Here is an 18,149-nt window from a genome sequence, read left to right as displayed (position 1 = left end):
AATAGCGCTATAATTCTGTACTGACAAAATCTAAATTTGAAAAATAAAAAAGGCGCTATTTTTCAATAACGCCTAGATGCTGCACTGACATAACTGACAGAACCTATAAAAGCTCTCTTAATCTTGAGTTGATATAGTAACGCTCCGTTGGTCGCCCGCCTTGTCCTGTACTTTCAATTGACTGCCATGTTAGCCAGTCATGCCCTACTAAAATATCAAGCGCGTTCAGTACGTCTTCGCTATCAGTTAAGCCTTTCCAGTTTTTGCGGTGCAAGTCTCTTGCAGTGAAGCCATGGTTTACCCAGTCGGTTTTGTCAGTTTTGTTACCTCCATTCTTAATCATTTTTATTATTCTATCAGCTAAATTAGAGGCTTTAATATTGGCGCTATCGGTCACTATGCTATAAATACGCATCATGTGAGTTTCTAACATATCATGCCATGCGAGGGCTGCATCAAGCGCTATCATACTGACTGCACCTAATGACGCGCCATGTTCGATGCAATCGACTAAGTGAAATATAAGCGCTAATGACGCTATAGTTTTGGGATATTTAGTTATATGCTCAGCTATCACGCTATGTTCACACTCATCAGCTTTAGCTTTTTGCTCATCGTACCAATTCATAAACTTTTTATAAGCGTTATCGGTGAAATGATAATAAGGTCGCTTGTGATAGTCATCGACTGGGTTTGCGCCATACTTGATGAAATCACATAAACTCATATTGTCGATGGTTTCAAACAAGTCATACACAATCTGCCTTATCTCAGCATTGGGTGCTATATCACGCTCTTTTAGCCCTTTGATATGGTCAGGATAGACGGCAAGCTGAAAACGTTGCATCAGTCCATCATTATCTAACCCCTTGATGGTTTTTTCTAAGTAGCGTTCAAGCTTGTTCGGTTGTATGCCACCGACAACAGACAAGCAATGATGTTCAATAAATATCGAACCTCTAATCACTCTATCCATAACATGGCTGCCAGTACCGTTAAAGGCTTCAAGATAGAAGTTGCGAGCATCATTATTTTGCTCACCGTTAAACGAGGCAAGTAAAGCTGTCAGTTCGTCACGTTCCACTAGCAAGCCATTATTGGTTTGGGTTAGTATCTCGCCTAGCTTTTGATGAGTACCATCATTAGCTATGTAGCGCTTCATAATGGGCTCGCTTTCATTAGCTTGCTGGGTTTCGGCTATCGTTTGCGCTTTTGCTTTGAGATCGTCATCAGTGATTTTGTGCTCAGCATCATCAGCTTGCTGAACTTGCTCTCTAGCAAGTTTTTGTAATTCACTTTTAACGGCTTTGGTCTTAAATTCATTAATCTCCTTTTGTGCTGCAAAGTCTTTTTGTGATTGCTCATAATCTGCTTTTGCTTTATACGTTAAGTTTTTAAGTGGCTTCATGCCAGCATCAAGTGCTGGGCTTTTTTTAGTCGATGGATTCCCAATAATAGCGCCCCATATATTTGGTACGATTTCCCAATCATCGTACATCTTTGGGTAAATACTAACCTTTGTACCGATGACGCTTGCTAACGCAGTTATCAGAGGTATTGCGATATATTCAGGTGGGGTGCTTAGGCGCTCAGCATGGTTATTCACGTAACGCTGTAAGCTATCAGGTAGCATTCCATCAGTTACATTCTTAACTGGTGGCAAGGTTTGGTTAATCAGTTTTGGCTTTGGTTTGCCTAGCGTCTGTAAGTCGATAACCTCTGCATCAGCTATTAAGTCATTATAGCTAGCCCCATACTGTATAGCTTCATATATGGGCGTATGTTCACATACAACTGCTTTAACATTCATCCCCTCAAGCTGTTTTAACTTTGCTTTATCGGCTGGCAGGGCAGTCACAATAATGGTTAACTGTCTTACTTTTTCAAACTCTGCTACCGTCTGCCTAAATAGAGTAGGTACTATGCTAGTAATAACACTTGCTCGTACACCTGCATCTATATAAGAGTTATAGCAATTAATGGCATCGGTCAGGTTATCAATAGCTATAATCACATCATTAAAACCCATAGAGCCCAATATAAAGGCGCTGGGTTTGGCGGTGTCGGCTATAAAAGGTCTGCCTTTGCCATTAACCGGTACGCTGGCAAGGTTCACTATTTGCGCTTTGCTATCTTGCATGACTAATCCTAGGGAATTAGCGGTACCTAACTTTATTTCTCCTTTTAGTTGTCCAGAAAAAATGGTAATATCACAATGTAGTTTGTAGATATTAGTGTTTCCATGATTATTGATAAGGTTTTCTAATATTTCGTTGCCTGCTACGTCTGCCAACGTAGCTGCTTCAAAATCAGCTAAATACTGACCTAAGCCCATGCTTTGAGCATGGGCTTTTTCTTTGTTTGAATTAATCATTAGTTTCCTCCTGCACATCAGAAGGATTTAGGCTTTGCTTTTCTAGCCACTCTAGAACGTCCGCATTTCGCCAAGCCACCATTTTTGGAGATAGTTTAACACTTGCAGGAAACCTACCATCGTTACTCCACTCATGTAAAGTCGTTCTCGAAAATGGTAAAAGTGGCAGAATGTCTTTTGCTCTAGACATTCCCTGAAGCGGCAAAAGGTTACTAACCACACTTTTTTCAGTTTGGGTATTCTTTGTAGAATCTTTCATTCTAGCGTCTCCGTATATTACGATGATTATCCACCGCAACGAACAGTTACGGTGTAGCTAGAATATAAGGTAGGAATCATACATAGTCATCGCAACTTGCGACTTGCAAATCGCAACTTGCGAAAATTAGTCTAAACTACGTTTGTTAGCTTCTGTGAAGATCTTTTCAATATTGCTCTTGCTGAGCTTTGGAGTCTCCTTAGCAGTGATGTGATCAACTATTTCACTTTGATTAACAAAATTGATTTTGTTCTTTTTCTCAGTAGATAAAACTTTGGACTCTTGGTCTAATCCCAATATTATATCCTTAAGAGCGAATATAAGACGATAGGCGCTGTCCTTCACATCATTTAGATTTTCAGTAGGTTCTTGAAGTTGAGTAGCTCGCAGATCTCTCTTTAATCTATCGACTTCTACCTCTAATAGGTTTCTACCACGTTTTAAACGTTCAATATGCTCTCTAGCTTCTTCAAGTTCATTTTCTAAATAATCGTTTCTTTGCTTGTTTTTATATTCACTGACTATATCTAGTAATTCTTCTTTATCAAAAACTATTTCGCACTTCAAACCAGTTTTTAGGTGTTTTTCATTTATCTTGTCATTTATATTATATAAACAATAACCTAATGAAAGATCCTTATTTTTTAGATTTTCATTACTAATACTATAGATCTTAATTTCTTGAGCTACAGGATTTCCAACTCCTAAGATAGCTTCAAGACAAAATTCTGAAAGGAATATGTTTTCGTTAGATAACTTAAATATACCCGAAACATAAAACTCTTCTTCAAAGAGTTTGAAGACATAGTCAATACCTCTCAAAACTGTTCCATTTTTAGTAAGGTGGGCAGCACCTTTGTAGTCAAGATAGGGGGTCAATTGACCAGATTCTATTCTTCTATACACTTCAGTGTCACTTATGCTTTTATCTATCATATCTTTGAAAAGTGCAACAGAGTCTTTAAAATTATAAAAATCACTACTTTTTAACATAAAAATTGCTCTATAAGTTGAAATAAAATAAATTTTTTGATAAAAATCAATAATCTTTTCGAAAACTATTATCTATAAAATCTGCCCACGCATTCATCATATCTCGACGATAATCTAAATGTTGGGCACCGTTATATGCTTTACTAATTTTGTTCTCTTGCTCATGGGCGAGTTGTAGCTCTATAGCCTCATGCATATAGCCCTGTTCGTGAAGGGTGGTGCTTGCCAGCCCTCGGAAACCATGCCCCGTCATTTTGTATTTATAACCCATCTGATAAAGCGCGTTAATAAAAGCATTTTGGCTGTAAGGTTTGCGAGTTGAAGGGTTGTAGAATACGTACTGCTCTGAAAAATTCAGCTCTTTAATTTGTTGTAATATATCTATGACCTGCGGTGCAAGAGGCACAATGTGAGGTCTATCCATCTTCATTTTGTCTGCAGGTATACGCCAAATTTTATCCTTCCAGTCGATTTCTGACCATTCCATAAATCTGATCTCATTAGTTCGTACAAAGGTATAGCATAAGAACCATAGACCTAGTTTGACTGGGATATGGCCAGTGTAGTCATTGATATCTTGTAAAAGTTTTGGTAACTCTTTTGACGTAATACGGCTGTGATTTTTAGTCTTATGCGGTTTGATTGCCGCTGATAAATCTGCCGCAGGATTTGATGTTGCTATACCTATGCGAATAGCATGTTTAAATATCTGTCCAACCTCTGCCATTATACGTCGCGCCATTTCATTAGCGCCACGAGCCTCGACATTCTTACCAATCTTCAAAATATCAGGTGGGGTAATATCATCAATTAGTTTATGACCAATAATCGGTTTAACGTCACGCATATAGGCTGAATAATTACGACTAAACGTACTTGAGGCTAAAAAGGTCTTGCGATCCGCATACCAAGCTTGTGCAATAGTATCAAAAAGTCTTGAACCGTCTTGTTCAGCAGCTTTCTCTTTTTTCTTATCCTTCGGGTTAATACCTTCACTAATTAACTGTTTTATTTCTAGGTTACGCTGGCGTGCTTGTTGTAATGTGATTAGTGGATACTTGCCCAAAGTGAGTGATTGCTGTTTACCTTGCCAGCGGTAAGCACTGACCCAGACTTTGTTTCCCGTATGTCTTACCCACAGTTGAAGGCCATCGCCATCGCTATGCTTGTCAGGGCGGCTAGGGGTGCATTTTTCACTTGGTGTTAATTTATTGATAATCGTATGAGTTAATGTCATGTTGGTATATCTCCGCGTTGGTATAATCTATACCAACAAATATACCAATATTCTATATGGTTCGCCATATACCAAGGTATTCTTAAATCTGCCGAAACCCCATAAAAAAAGGCTTGCCGCATCGCTGCGAACAAGCCTGATTCAAAATGTGGTGGGCCCAGTAGGACTTGAACCTACGACCAAAGGATTATGAGTCCTCTGCTCTAACCAACTGAGCTATGGGCCCTAACGGTAGACGCACAATGATACCTGATTTTTTTTATTTTTCAAGTAAAAGTTAGCAAGTCGAGTAGAGTATTTAACGGTTTGTTAATAATTGCCACCGGCCAGCGTCAAACTACGCCCACCATCTACCGCAACTATCTCGCCGGTTACATAACTTGCTTTAGCCAAATATAGCACACTATGCGCAATTTCATCAGGCATTCCTATTCTTTGCATAGGAATGGAGCTAACGATGCTTTGTTGTTGCTCATCATCAAGCGCTTGATCGCTATCAGTCTCAGGCAAAATATTGACTCCAGGGGCAACGCCATTGACACGTACATCAGGTGCCATATCGAGTGCGAGAGATTGTACCATCATTCGGTGAGCGGCTTTCGCCATGTTATAGATGGTATAAGTGCTGAATGGCTTATTGTGTGCATGGATATCGAGTAGGCTAATGATGCAACCTTGCCGTGCTTTAAGATAGGGATATAACGCTTGGCTTAATAGTAAGGGCGCTTTTGCATTAGTCAAAAACAATTCGTCCCATTGCGCGTTTTCGATACTACCAAGCGGACTCGGATAAAACCGTGACGCATTATGTACCAGCACATCGAGCTGACCAAAACTTCCTATGATATTTTGGATGAACTGGCTAAGAGCCGAGCTGTCATTAACGATTGCCAAATCAGCGACGATTACCACGGCACTATCGGCTCGATTTTCATTTAGCTCATTGGCTAGGGTATTTGCTGCATTCTTACTATGATGACAATGGATAATCACCCGATAGCCCTGATAGTGTGCGGCACGAATAATAGCGGCACCAATACGCTTGGCGCTGCCAGTCACCAGCATCACTGGTGCAACAGTATTTTCTGTTAAAGATATCTTAAGTTTTTGATTCATAGTTAGGTTTTAATAGACATTGAAGAGTGATTTCTAAGCCATCTTTTCAGAAGGTATTGATGACATATCGTGCGCTTGTAAGTGTTCAATTCTGGCTTGTCGCAATGCAGCACCAATCGCTGGACCTTTGAGGTCTGATTCGATATCTTTGACGCCAATAGCATGGAAGCTGCCTAGAGCTAACATCATCTCACGGTGCTGAGAAGCGAGCTGTAACACGTGACTGGTTACTAGCAGTTGCGAGAGCTTATCAGGCTCTTTATGAGCACTATAGGCTTGAATAAGGTCTATTTTTTCGCTCGGGCTCAACTCGTTTATACGCTTTAATTTTTCGCCTTGTTGCACGAATAAAGTCGCAAACTGAGTTTGGGCTTTTGGTATTTTGGCGGTGTTGCCTATTTCAGTAATGGCTTTTGTGGCAGACATCGTTTCACTGGGTACTAAACCGAATAACGCCGGATTAAGGCTCGACAGTAATAACGCCCAGCGTTGTGATAAGTTCAATTGCATTTGACCCGCGAAATACAGTGCGGTCTGTACCGTCTCTCTTATGTCACCGTTAATGCTCCACGTCTGATGTAAGGGCGCAAAGTATTCTGTTAAAGCATCGATTTCGAACAGTTGCTGCCAGTATACCTGAGGAGAGACCTGCATCATTGCACGGCTCGATTCTTGCCAAATGCGCTCGCTACTTAAATGTGTTAGTTCGCCCGAGCTGACCAACTGACGCATCAATTCCAGTGTTTCGCCAGCGATGATAAAGCCCAAGTCATAATAGCGTCCATAAAAGCGCGCGACTCGCAGAACACGCAATGGGTCTTCGCTAAAAGCACTAGAGACATGACGTAGGGTTTTGCTTTTTATATCATCCAGTCCACCATAGTAATCGACCACTTCGCCACTGATAGGGGTGGCGTCAGTGAGGCTAGTAACTTCGATTGCCATGGCATTGACGGTCAAGTCGCGACGTTGTAGATCGTCTTTTAAGCTGATATCAGGACTGGCATGAACACTAAAGCCTTGATAGCCTTGACCTTGCTTACGTTCGGTACGAGCTAGCGCATACTCTTCATGACTGGTAGGGTGCAAAAACACAGGAAAATCTGCGCCGACTTGTTGAAACCCAGCAGCTATCATCTCAGCTACTGTCGCACCGACGACGACGAAGTCTTTGTCTTTGATAGGACGACCTAACAGTCGATCACGTACTGCGCCGCCGACGAGATAAACTTGCATAATATTCCCTAGGTATTGACCCAATTGGCATTCATAGCATGAATAGAAGTGGTACTGAGCAAAAAAAACCAGTCAATGCTTTATTAAAAGCGTTGACTGGTTTTAGTATAGCAGACCGTCGCGATAAATAAATTATAGCGACGGTCTCAATAGTGTACTCATACTATCATTGAGCTTCGTCCTTTAAATCCTGAGCTTCATTCTCTAGATCTTGAGCTTCCGTCACGGCAAGCGCAGTCATGTTGACCACACGACGAGCGGTAACTGATGGCGTTAGGATATGGACTGGTTTATTCGCACCGAGCAAAATAGGACCAATAGAGGCGCTACCAGTTGCTGTTTTGAGCAGGTTAAAGGCGATGTTTGCTGAATCAAGCGTTGGCAAGATAAGCAAGTTTGCGGCACCTTTTAATGGGCTTGATGGCATATCTTCTAGACGAATCGCTTCGTTCAAAGCAGCATCACCTTGCATCTCGCCTTCAAAATCAAAATCAACATTCATATCGGTTAGTAATTGATACACTTTACGCATTTTGACCGCGCTGGCACGGTTTGAGGTACCAAAGTTAGAATGTGATACGAGCGCAACACGTGGCGTGATCCCAAAGCGGCGTAATTGATTAACGCCCAGAACGGTCATTTCAGCCAGTTGTTCAGCCGTTGGATCTTCATGGATATAGGTGTCAGCGATAAAAATATTGCGATCTTGCATAAGTACGGCATTCATCGCATAAAAATCTTTGACGCCTTCTTTTTTGCCAATGACGCTTTGTACGTAGTCTAAATGCAATTGATAATGGCTAAACGTACCACATATCATACCATCGGCATCGCCATTTTCGACCAATAGTGAGCCGATTAATGTGGTCTTGCGACGAACATCACGGCGGGCAAGTTCAATACTAACGCCTTTACGCTTGTTCTTCTCATAATAACCCTGCCAGTACTCTTTATAGCGTGGGTCGTCATCTTGATTGACGATAGTGATGTTCACGCCATCTTTTAGACGCAAGCCCAGTTTTTCGATATTGGCTTCGATAACTGAAGGACGACCAACCAAGATAGGTTGCGCCAGCTCTTCGTCGACGACGACCTGAACCGCAAGTAAGATGTTATTGTCTTCGCCTTCACAATAAACAATGCGTTTTGGTGCGGCTTTGGCACGAGCAAAAATAGGCTTCATGACGAAGGCTGAGTTATAGACAAACTCAGACAGACGTTGACGATACGCCGCAAGATCTGTGATAGGGAGCGTGGCAACACCGGAATCCATCGCCGCTTTGGCAACCGCAGAAGCGATTTCAATGATTAAGTTTGGCTCTAGTGGACCTGGGATTAAGTAGTCACGACCAAAACTTTTCATCGATTCGATGTTTCTAACATTGGTGGTCGGTGTCGCTTCAACGTGCGCCATGGCAGCAATCGCACGTACACAGGCAACTTTCATCTCTTCATTGACAGTTGTGGCACCGACGTCTAATGCTCCACGGAAGATGTAAGGGAAACATAAGGCATTGTTGACTTGGTTTGGATAATCCGAGCGACCAGTTGCCATAATGACGTCTGGACGCACAGCATGTGCCAACTCTGGCATAATTTCTGGTGTCGGGTTGGCAAGGGCAAAGACAATAGGGTCTTTTGCCATGCGACGAACCATATCTTCTGATAAAATTCCTGGCATGGATAGCCCTAGGAACATATCGACATCATCCATCACTTCATCGATAGTAGTGGCGGTCGTGTCACGAGCGTAGCGTTGCTTTGTTTCGTCAAGGTTTTCACGGCTGGTGCTAATGATACCGCGCGAATCTGAGACAATGATATTGTCTTTATTGACGCCAAGTGCGCAAATAATATCTAAGCAAGAGATTGCTGCTGCGCCAGCACCTGAACAGACGACTTTGATATCTTCAATTTTTTTGTCAGTGATAATCAACGCATTGAGCATGGCAGCGGCAACAATGATTGAAGTACCATGTTGATCGTCATGGAATACAGGAATGTTCATGCGTTTACGCAATTCACGTTCGATTTTGAAGCATTCTGGTGCTTTGATGTCTTCTAAGTTAATACCACCAAATGTTGGCTCAAGAGAAGCAACGGCTTCGATGAACTTATCTGGATCGTTTTGGGCAATTTCAATATCAAAAACATCGATACCCGCGAACTTCTTGAATAGAACGCCTTTACCTTCCATCACTGGTTTTGACGCCAATGGCCCGATATTACCTAGACCCAGTACGGCAGTACCGTTGGTGATGACGCCGACCAAGTTGCTACGCGCGGTATATTTGGCAGCTAAGGCTGGGTCTCTTTGAATTTCAAGACAGGGTATGGCAACACCTGGTGAATAGGCGAGTGCCAAATCACGTTGATTGGCCAATTGCTTGATAGGCGTAACTGAGATTTTACCCGGCCTTGGGAACTCATGATAATGGAGGGCAGCTTGTTCAAACTGCTCTTTTTCCGTAGTAGGGTTATCCGTATTCAAAGTGATATCGTCATTCATAATAATTGCCATGGTTGGAATAAATTGGAATAGATTAAATGGTGATAAAAAAAACTAACGCCTAACCCTCAAAAAACCATGAGATATGATGAGAAGAGGGTAAAGTCACACTAAAAAAATAAGTATCGGCAAAAGATAAGTATCGGCGCTTAGATAGCAGCGAAAAAAAGCAATCCTGCAAAATAGTCATTCTAGCATTATTGGCATTTCACTGCCTAGTCAACAGCTGTGAATTATGCGAATAATATAATTAAATGATATTCATCATTTAGCCCGTTGATAATGCCAAAGATTGGAGTCAAATATCAACCCCATTCCTATTATGTTTCAAAATATTACAGTATAGCAGGCTTATTAAGACGAACAACTAATGGGCATTTGCGGTGCATGAGGCGTAGGCGGCTTACTATCCAGTTCGATAGCGATATCTTGAACATTATAAGGGTCGGCGAGTAGCTCGAACACCCGATTAACTTCTTCAAATTGACCTTGTTCAGCAGCAGTTATGGCACGCTGAGCCATGCTATTACGCAGCACATAAACGGGATTATTCTCTCGCATGCTATCGAGCGCTTGTTTGACAGACACTGATCGTAATTGGGCCAAATAGCGCGTCGACCAATCTTGCCAAACTTTACTTGCTTCATCGGTGAGCTCTGCCGTCAGGGTAGACAGTAGCTGCTGCTCATGAGAATAATCATCTGGCGCTACGAGAGCCAATAATGCTCGGAAGCTATTGGTATAATCGAGTAAGTTATCTTCGAGCAAGGTAAGCCACTCAAAGGCCAAGGTTAAGCTTTCTTTTTCGTGCGGCAGACCGAGCTTACGGCACAGTCCCTGTTGGTAGTGCTGCATAAAGGTCGCCTCGTAAGGCGCTAAGCAGTCAGCCAACGTGTCGCGGGTAACTCCCTCTAGGCGCATAAAATGCGGTAGCCAAGTATTGAGATTCCAATGTCCAATAGCAGGCTGATTCTGATAAGCGTAACGCCCAGTATGGTCAGAGTGGTTATTGATCCACGCCGGATCGAAGCGCTCCATAAAGCCAAACGGCCCAAAGTCTAAAGTACTTCCTGTAATGGATAAGTTATCAGTATTCATCACACCATGAGCGAAGCCGATCAGCTGCCAGTCCGCAATCATCCGCGCGGTGCGCTCAACCACTGCGGTCAAAAACGCCAGCACTGGTGTCTCGCTTTGGCGGCACTCTGGATAGTAAGTGTCAATCATATAGTCGGTGAATTCACTGAGTAAATCAGGGGCGAAGCTGGCAATCCACTCGACATGACCTAAGCGAATATGACTGTCAGCCACCCGCATCAATGCCGCACCTGCTTCCACACGCTCGCGACGTACCCGAGTATCTGAAACCACAAAACCCAAGGCATTGGAAGACGGGATACCTAGCTGAGTGAGGGCATGACCACATAAATACTCGCGAATAGTACTGCGTAACACGGCGCGCCCATCACCCATCCGCGAATAAGGCGTTAGGCCGATACCTTTAAGATGTAAGTCTTGCAACGTATCATTATTATCGAGCACTTGTGCCATCAGTAAGCCGCGCCCATCACCCAATTGGCCTGCCCATTGCCCGAACTGATGACCGGCATAGGCCATCGACAGCGGTCGAAACTCAGCTGGCACGTATTGACCACCGAGTATCTCAACCCAGCGCGCCATTAAATCCTCATCATCTGCCCAGCTCAATTGCTGTGCCACCTGCAGGTTGAAGTGACCAATCCGTGGATTTTCTAGCGGTGTAGGAGGTTGTTTGTGATAGAGACGTGTGTCTAGATTGACGTAGGTGTTTTGATAGCGCATAGAAGGCTTTCCCATCGGCTGATAAAATCGAATTATAAAGTGAGTAACTTACTATAGCATAGCCTTACCATTGCAGCGTTTCACTCTGTCCATCTCTTGTAATCTATACCTTCAAATTTTGCCTAATTAATCCTGTCCGATTTCATGCGCCTTGCAGATAAATAAGTGCTGTGAATAAACGCTAAACAAAAAAATCCCTCTATCTATTACAGATAAAGGGAAGGAGAAAAGCAAAAATAAGAAAGTCACATTAACATCACATTACGGGTCTGCTGTTAACGCTTAAGCGGCTTTGGAGCTGTGACCAATAGAGCGAAACGCCGTTTTTAGATTGCTATTATGCGCCAGTATTTTTTGCTCAACTTTGGCATAGTCGTGCTTTAGCATCTCTTCAACTTCATGCAAACGGTCAGCAAGCTCAGTCTTTTTTAGCTCAATAGTTTTGGCTTTTAGCGCTTGCCATTCTTCGACCGTTTGCGTAAAGGCATCATATTCAAACTTGATACGATCTTGGAAACTCTTCATCGCATGCGGAATATCAAGTCCGTTCGCAGTGGCACTATCAATCTGCTGTTGAGCCTTTTTGAACTGCATTTGTACTTCAGCATGCTTAATGGTGGTGTCGTCAACCGTACGTAATTCACTGGTTAACCCAAGTTTAGATAAGCCCAAGATAAGCCATTTAGTTGGATCATATTGCCACCATTTCACGCCATTACGATAGTCGTATTGGAAGAAGTGATGATAGTTATGATAACCCTCACCCCACGTAAAGATAGCAAGGAAAAAGTTATCGCGCGCACTATTGGTATCCGTATAAGGACGCGTACCAAACATGTGGCATAACGAGTTGATAAAGAAAGTAAAGTGGTGGGTCAATACCAAGCGCAGTAGACCTGCCAATACGAGCGTGCCCCAAACGTCACCGATTAACCAACCAACTGCCGCAACCATCGCAACGTTGGTAGCCAGTACCCATAAACCATAGTATTTATGCTGAATCTGTAGCACTTTATCTTTGGTCAAATCAGGAATGTTTTTATAATCAAAGCGACCACTAGGATAATTGCGTAACATCCAACCGATATGACTGAACCAAAAACCACGTCTTGCTGAATAAGGATCTTCCATGCGGTCATCAACATGACGATGATGAGTACGGTGGCCCGATACCCAGTCAAAAGCAGAGCCTTGAACCGCAAGGGTTGAGCCAAGTAATAGGAAGTTTTTTACCAAGGGATGGGCTTTATAAGCGCGATGCGACAATAGGCGGTGATAGCCTGCAGTGATACTAATACCGGTCCACACCATAAAGGCACCAAACACGCCCCAAACCGGCGCACTAACTTGATGGGTCATCAAGTACCATGGCGTAATGACGGCAGCAGCAATAGGCGTTGTAATCAGAAAAATCGCTGGAACCAGATTGATGGGCGACTTTTGAAATTCAAGCTCAAGCGGATCGATACCTTCATAGTTAGCGACTGCATTGGCATCTTTATAACCGCTCGTCGTCGCAAACTGCGTATCGGCAGCCTCATCAGTTTTGCTTTTGCCAGTATCAAGCCACGTCTTCACGCGCAGCGCCTGAGTGCCAGCATGCTGTATAAGCGTATCACCCGACTTCATGGCAAAACGCAAGCCCTTAAGTGGTAAGCCTATTACTTTTTTAGCAATCATGTAATATTCCTAATGATATTAATTTCAGCCTCCATATTACCCTAAAAGACTAGTAAAGTGAACAGTCATACACTAGAAAAATATTGCTAAATAACAATAACTTGTAGGAGTTATGGTAGTGATTAACCCAAACAATCCCTTACTTATCAGCAATTAAGTGAAAGTGTAAGTAAAAAGATAAATATGTGTGCGATAAAAACGTACAAATGACTATCGAGCCAATTAATTAGCTGGCTTTTTTAAGCCATTTTCAAGCAAGTTTTTTGAAATATGACAAAAAGATAGGTAAGAAGTTCACTTACTTAGCGCGTGAGAAAATAGGTTGGATAATCGGTAATGATGACGTCGACTTGCCACGTAATAAGCTGTTTAATTGTCTCGCTATCATTGACGGTCCACGCGCTGACTGGCAGGTGATAACGATGACAGTGCTTAATGACTGCTTGAGTCAGCAATGGATAGTGAATACCTAGCTGGACGCAGCCAAGTTGCAGGGCAGTTTGTGGTGCGCTTAGCAAAGTTTTAGGGGTGCGAATCAGTAAGCCACGCAGAATATGTTGTAAGGTTTTATTGCGTTGCAGCCGCGCGTGTAATTCGACATCAAAGCTAGTCAGGACAATAGGTAAGCTAGCAATCGGGGTGTCAAGGAGATTATGTGTCAATGCATGTACCAACTGCGTGTAATTGGTACGCTCATGAGTCTTTATCTCAAGCTCTATATAGCTAAAATTGGTCAATGCTTGATATGCGCGGTCTAAAGTAATAAGTGGGTGTTTATCCTGACGATAGCGCTGAATCTCAGCGAGCGTTAATTGATCGATGCGCGATTGCTGACCACACATGCGTTGTAGATTGTCGTCATGGAATACGATTAATTGCTCATCCGCACTCAACTGTACATCAAACTCAACCCCTGCTAAACCTTGAGGATTGAGACGTTGAGCGTGTTCAAAACCTGCTAAGGTATTCTCGACTGCTTCACCACGCGCACCGCGATGACCGAGTAAAAGTGTATTGTTAAGATTTATCATAATGAGGAACTGTCGGCTATTTTTACGAGTAATGATATAGCGTCCAACCGACAGAATCTAACGAAATTTGCAAAATAGTTTTGGATTAAATACCGTCTTAGAGGGTTGTGATATTGAAAAGTAAGCTAATATTTGAAAGTTGTTTCAGGAATAGTTTGTTGCAAGTTTCCGCTAGAATTAAGCCCTTGTTTAAATATTCTTAGCGATGATATAAGTATGTATTTGTTATGTTTTTGCAACCAAACATAGGTTTTGGGCACAATGTAAGACATTATTTGTACAGCAAGGGGTCACACTAATGACCATCTCATTTAAACACCGTATAATAATGTGATTTTCAAATCTATCGCGGCAAGTGTTGCGATCTGAATGTCAAATACTGTCCATCGCTGACGGTAAGAATTAGTAAATTGGGAGCAAATTGAGTATGAGCGCAACAAAAAGCAAGTGGATCAAATGGCAGCACGTCGCCGGTATTAGTCTGATATGTGGTTTGGCCGTGACAGGTTGTGATCGCTCAGATAAAGACGATAACGCTGAGACGACAGAGGCAACAGTAGAACAGCCAGCAGTTGACGATAATGTCATCACGCCTGCCGTCAGTTGTGATGATCCGATGGTACAAGACCGCTTGAAATCCGCGCTAAAAAACACGCTCAATCAGCAGGCTCAAACGTTGGCTGCCAATTATGCCAATGAGGCAGAAATCAGTCTAAATAGTGGTGTTGTCACTGACAAAATCAATGGTATTGTCATTGACGTACAAAATGCAGCGATCTTACAAGAAGCCAATAACAACGGCATGACCACTTGTCAGGCAAGCGTTAGCATGACTCTGCCAAGCGAAGATTTGTATCAGGCCAGTCAAGTACAAGCGGCCGGTAACCAGCCAAGCTTGCAGTCTCGCTTAGCGCAAAACAATATTCGTATCAATAATAATATGCTCGTTGACGACGCCTTTACTTATGTCGTTGGTACTCAAGGTGGTCAAGTTCGTACCCGTATTGCTGGACAACCGGCATTATTGACTGTGGTGGCAGATGTGATGGCAGGATCTGCATTTAAGTCAGCAGTTGATGAGCAACGTTCCCAGCGTGCCGCTCAACAGGCTGAGCGTCGCCGTGACACTGCACAGAACAATAATAACAACAATCAATCAGCGCCAACCCGTCAGCCAAGAACTGTGACGCCGACGGCCCCTGTTCGTCCAGCTGAGCCTGCTACGCCACCGACCATTAACAATCCAAGTAGTAGCCAAAATAACAGTCAGAGCAGTGCTACAGAAAATAATCAAGCAGCGCCAAGCACTGACACCAAAAAACCGGCAACCCAAACCTCGCCAAAATTAGTACCTAATGATGAGAGCATTGATATGGTCATCATTGAAGATGACAGTGCTACTTATTAAGTCATAAAAACGCAGCAGTTGCTACGTGATACAACTATAAAAAAGCCCGCTACATTAACGTAGTGGGCTTTTTTATAGAACTAACCTTTTTGGATAAGGTGGGATTGCTATAGTAAAACTACATCATTTGCCTTTATGCTATGGGTGACTATTTATCATTAGCAAAATCTTGCAAGACTTGATTGTCCCACAGCACCTCAGAGACTTGGGCAGGGTCGGTACAAAAACGCGCGGCAACGAACAACCAATCAGACAAGCGATTGATAAAGCTAACGGCAGTACTGCGAATCGCTGCTGGACGCTCTTGCTGCAATAGTACCGCTTGGCGCTCAGCGCGGCGGCAAACCGTACGCGCGACGTGTAGTTGACTGACCAATAGTGAGCCTGTCGGCAAGATAAAGTCCTTGAGCGGTGGCAGAGTTGTGTTCATCGCATCAATTTGTTGTTCTAGCCATTCAATATGGCTGGCATTAACGCCTTCATATTCTGGCATGGCCAGCTCACCGCCGATATTAAATAATAAATGCTGAATTATGACCAAGGCTTGAGCAAAGTCTAACTCTTTTTGCTGTTGTAAGCGTTCAGGCAGATGTTGTTGGTTTGCGTTTTCATTATCAGTAGCTTGTGTTAAGTGTGCCCGTACCAAGCCGATGTGTGAGTTGAGCTCATCGATATCGCCCATTACGCTAAATAAATTGTCGGCTTTACTTACGCGACTGCCATCTGCCATACCGGTGCTACCATCATCTCCGGTGCGCGTATATATTTTGCTTAAGCGATTGGCCATTTCTACATCCTTAACGGTTTTTATCATTGAATAGGGTTAGTTGCGCGCTCATTGTAGTATTTTCCAGCCGATTTCGCTAAGATAATGGGTTAAGTTTTATAAAGCGTTTATAAAGCGGTAACTTTCAAGTTTATAATCTTATTAGTCGCGGTTAGTGGCTAATAGTACGATACTCATATTTTATCGTCATCTCAATTTATCTATCTTGTTCTAATTAAAAGGCTTTTATACCATGACCACACCTCTTGCCGATGCGATGTCTCAGCTTGCCATTTATGATTCACTGACGGGCGGTAAACGTCAGTTTGTACCACTTAAAGCCGGGCAAGTAGGTATGTATGTGTGCGGCATGACCGTTTATGATTATTGTCATATTGGTCATGCGCGGATGATGATTGGCTTTGATATGGCAGTACGTTGGCTAACACAAATAGGTTATGACGTTAATTATGTGCGCAATATCACCGATATTGATGACAAAATCATCGCGCGCGCGAATGAAAACGGCGAGGCTATCAGTGCATTGACTGAGCGCTTTATTAAAGCAATGCATGAGGACTTCTCAGCCCTTGGCTGCTTGACGCCTAATACCGAGCCGCGTGCGACTGACCATATCGATGAGATGCAACAAATGATTGAGACGTTAGTTACCGGCGATTATGCGTATGCTGGCGATAACGGCGATGTCTATTATGCTGTAGATAGCTTTGCAGATTATGGTAAGTTATCAAAACGTAATCTCGATGATATGCAGGCAGGCTCGCGCGTTGATGTCGAAAACGACAAACGCAACCCGTTTGATTTTGTCCTATGGAAAGCGGCTAAACCTCATGAGCCGCAATGGGCATCACCGTGGGGTCAAGGACGTCCAGGTTGGCATATTGAATGCTCGGCGATGTCGACCAAGTGCCTAGGCAATACCTTTGATATCCATGGCGGTGGTCATGATTTACAATTTCCACACCATGAAAACGAGATTGCTCAATCTGAAGCAGCGACTGGCTGCGAGTATTCACGTAACTGGATGCACGTGGGCTTTATCAATGTCGATGGCGAAAAAATGTCTAAGTCATTGGGTAATTTTTCCACAATTCGTGATGTTATTGCACATTTTCATCCTGAAACGCTGCGCTTCTTTTTATTATCCAGCCATTACCGTAGCCAAGTGAACTTTTCGGATACGGCATTAGATGAGGCTCATAACAGCCTAAGCAGACTTTATAATGCCTTAAAGCTGGCTGAACAGCAAAAAGGCGAAGAATTGACAATCAATGATGCGTTGATAAATGACGCTTACAGCAGCCCTGCTGGACAAGATTTTATCAAAGCCATGAATGATGATTTTAATAGTTCAACGGCGATTAGTGTCTTGTTCGGGCTGGCACGTGATATTAATAAAGCCATCAAAGCTGAAGATTTAGAGAGTGCTTGGCAATGGGCGCAGCAGCTCAGAGCCTTGGCACAGGTACTAAATATCTTGCAGCAACCAGTGTCACAGTTCCTACAAGCAGTCATTGGCGATCAAGCGGATAATGGTTTAAGCGATGCGGCTATTGATGGTCTAATCATTGAGCGTGCAGAGGCTAAAGCCAATAAAAACTTTGCGCGTGCCGATGAGGTGCGTGAGCAATTAAAAGAGGCGGGCATCGAGCTTGAAGATAGCCGAGCTGGCACGACTTGGCGCCGTGCCTAATGCTG

Annotated in this window: 13 protein-coding genes and 1 tRNA gene; 2 read left to right on the top strand and 12 right to left on the bottom strand. The window is 43.1% G+C overall.

The window, feature by feature from the left end; genetic code table 11:
* Positions 1-103: 103 nt before the first annotated feature.
* From HQR03_RS04880 to HQR03_RS04830, 11 genes are all read right to left on the bottom strand, one after another.
* Positions 104-2,374, bottom strand: a complete 2,271-nt coding sequence (locus tag HQR03_RS04880; RefSeq protein WP_173239351.1) for a YfjI family protein — start codon at positions 2,372-2,374, stop codon at positions 104-106.
* A complete protein-coding gene (locus HQR03_RS04875; RefSeq protein WP_173239350.1) occupies positions 2,367-2,633 on the bottom strand; it encodes a helix-turn-helix transcriptional regulator in 267 nt (88 codons plus the stop codon). Before HQR03_RS04875 ends, HQR03_RS04880 begins: the two co-directional genes overlap by 8 nt.
* A 126-nt stretch (positions 2,634-2,759) precedes the next feature.
* The gene (locus HQR03_RS04870; protein WP_173239349.1) at positions 2,760-3,626 is read right to left on the bottom strand and encodes a hypothetical protein; all 867 of its coding nucleotides are present in this window, start codon (positions 3,624-3,626) and stop codon (positions 2,760-2,762) included.
* A gap of 46 nt (positions 3,627-3,672) precedes the next feature.
* Complete coding sequence (locus HQR03_RS04865) at positions 3,673-4,863, bottom strand: tyrosine-type recombinase/integrase (RefSeq protein ID WP_173239348.1); 1,191 nt, start codon at positions 4,861-4,863, stop codon at positions 3,673-3,675.
* A 149-nt stretch (positions 4,864-5,012) separates the two neighbouring features.
* A tRNA-Ile gene (locus HQR03_RS04860) sits at positions 5,013-5,089 on the bottom strand.
* An 83-nt stretch (positions 5,090-5,172) separates the two neighbouring features.
* Positions 5,173-5,979 carry a pteridine reductase gene (locus HQR03_RS04855; protein WP_173239347.1) on the bottom strand — a complete coding sequence of 269 codons (807 nt, stop codon included), beginning with the start codon at positions 5,977-5,979 and terminating at the stop codon, positions 5,173-5,175.
* Positions 5,980-6,012: 33 nt separating this feature from the next.
* Complete coding sequence (locus HQR03_RS04850) at positions 6,013-7,215, bottom strand: tRNA nucleotidyltransferase/poly(A) polymerase-related protein (RefSeq protein ID WP_173239346.1); 1,203 nt, start codon at positions 7,213-7,215, stop codon at positions 6,013-6,015.
* A 166-nt stretch (positions 7,216-7,381) separates the two neighbouring features.
* Positions 7,382-9,724, bottom strand: coding sequence for an NADP-dependent malic enzyme (locus HQR03_RS04845; RefSeq protein ID WP_173239345.1), 2,343 nt, complete (start codon positions 9,722-9,724; stop codon positions 7,382-7,384).
* A 354-nt stretch (positions 9,725-10,078) separates the two neighbouring features.
* Entirely contained in the window at positions 10,079-11,545 is a 1,467-nt protein-coding gene (locus HQR03_RS04840) for a protein adenylyltransferase SelO (RefSeq protein ID WP_173239344.1), read from the bottom strand.
* Between the two features lie 282 nt (positions 11,546-11,827).
* Complete coding sequence (locus tag HQR03_RS04835) at positions 11,828-13,225, bottom strand: acyl-CoA desaturase (protein ID WP_173239343.1); 1,398 nt, start codon at positions 13,223-13,225, stop codon at positions 11,828-11,830.
* Between the two features lie 302 nt (positions 13,226-13,527).
* Positions 13,528-14,256: a glycerophosphodiester phosphodiesterase gene (locus HQR03_RS04830; RefSeq protein WP_173239342.1), complete on the bottom strand. Its 729-nt coding sequence runs from the start codon at positions 14,254-14,256 to the stop codon at positions 13,528-13,530.
* A gap of 427 nt (positions 14,257-14,683) precedes the next feature.
* Between HQR03_RS04830 and HQR03_RS04825 the strand changes: the two genes are divergently transcribed.
* Positions 14,684-15,664 carry a hypothetical protein gene (locus tag HQR03_RS04825; RefSeq protein ID WP_173239341.1) on the top strand — a complete coding sequence of 327 codons (981 nt, stop codon included), beginning with the start codon at positions 14,684-14,686 and terminating at the stop codon, positions 15,662-15,664.
* A gap of 148 nt (positions 15,665-15,812) precedes the next feature.
* Here the strand turns inward: HQR03_RS04825 and HQR03_RS04820 are convergent, their stop codons facing one another.
* Positions 15,813-16,451 (bottom strand): cob(I)yrinic acid a,c-diamide adenosyltransferase, encoded by a 639-nt coding sequence (locus tag HQR03_RS04820; RefSeq protein WP_025650684.1) that lies wholly within the window; start codon positions 16,449-16,451, stop codon positions 15,813-15,815.
* Positions 16,452-16,683: 232 nt separating this feature from the next.
* Between HQR03_RS04820 and cysS the strand changes: the two genes are divergently transcribed.
* Positions 16,684-18,144, top strand: a complete 1,461-nt coding sequence (cysS, locus tag HQR03_RS04815) for a cysteine--tRNA ligase (protein WP_173239340.1) — start codon at positions 16,684-16,686, stop codon at positions 18,142-18,144.
* Positions 18,145-18,149: the final 5 nt, after the last annotated feature.

This window comes from Psychrobacter okhotskensis (genome assembly GCF_013248965.1).
Classification (GTDB): Bacteria; Pseudomonadota; Gammaproteobacteria; order Pseudomonadales; family Moraxellaceae; genus Psychrobacter; species Psychrobacter okhotskensis.
The sequence above is the reverse complement of the archived record's forward strand: the minus strand, read 5'-3'. Positions and strand labels throughout refer to the sequence as shown.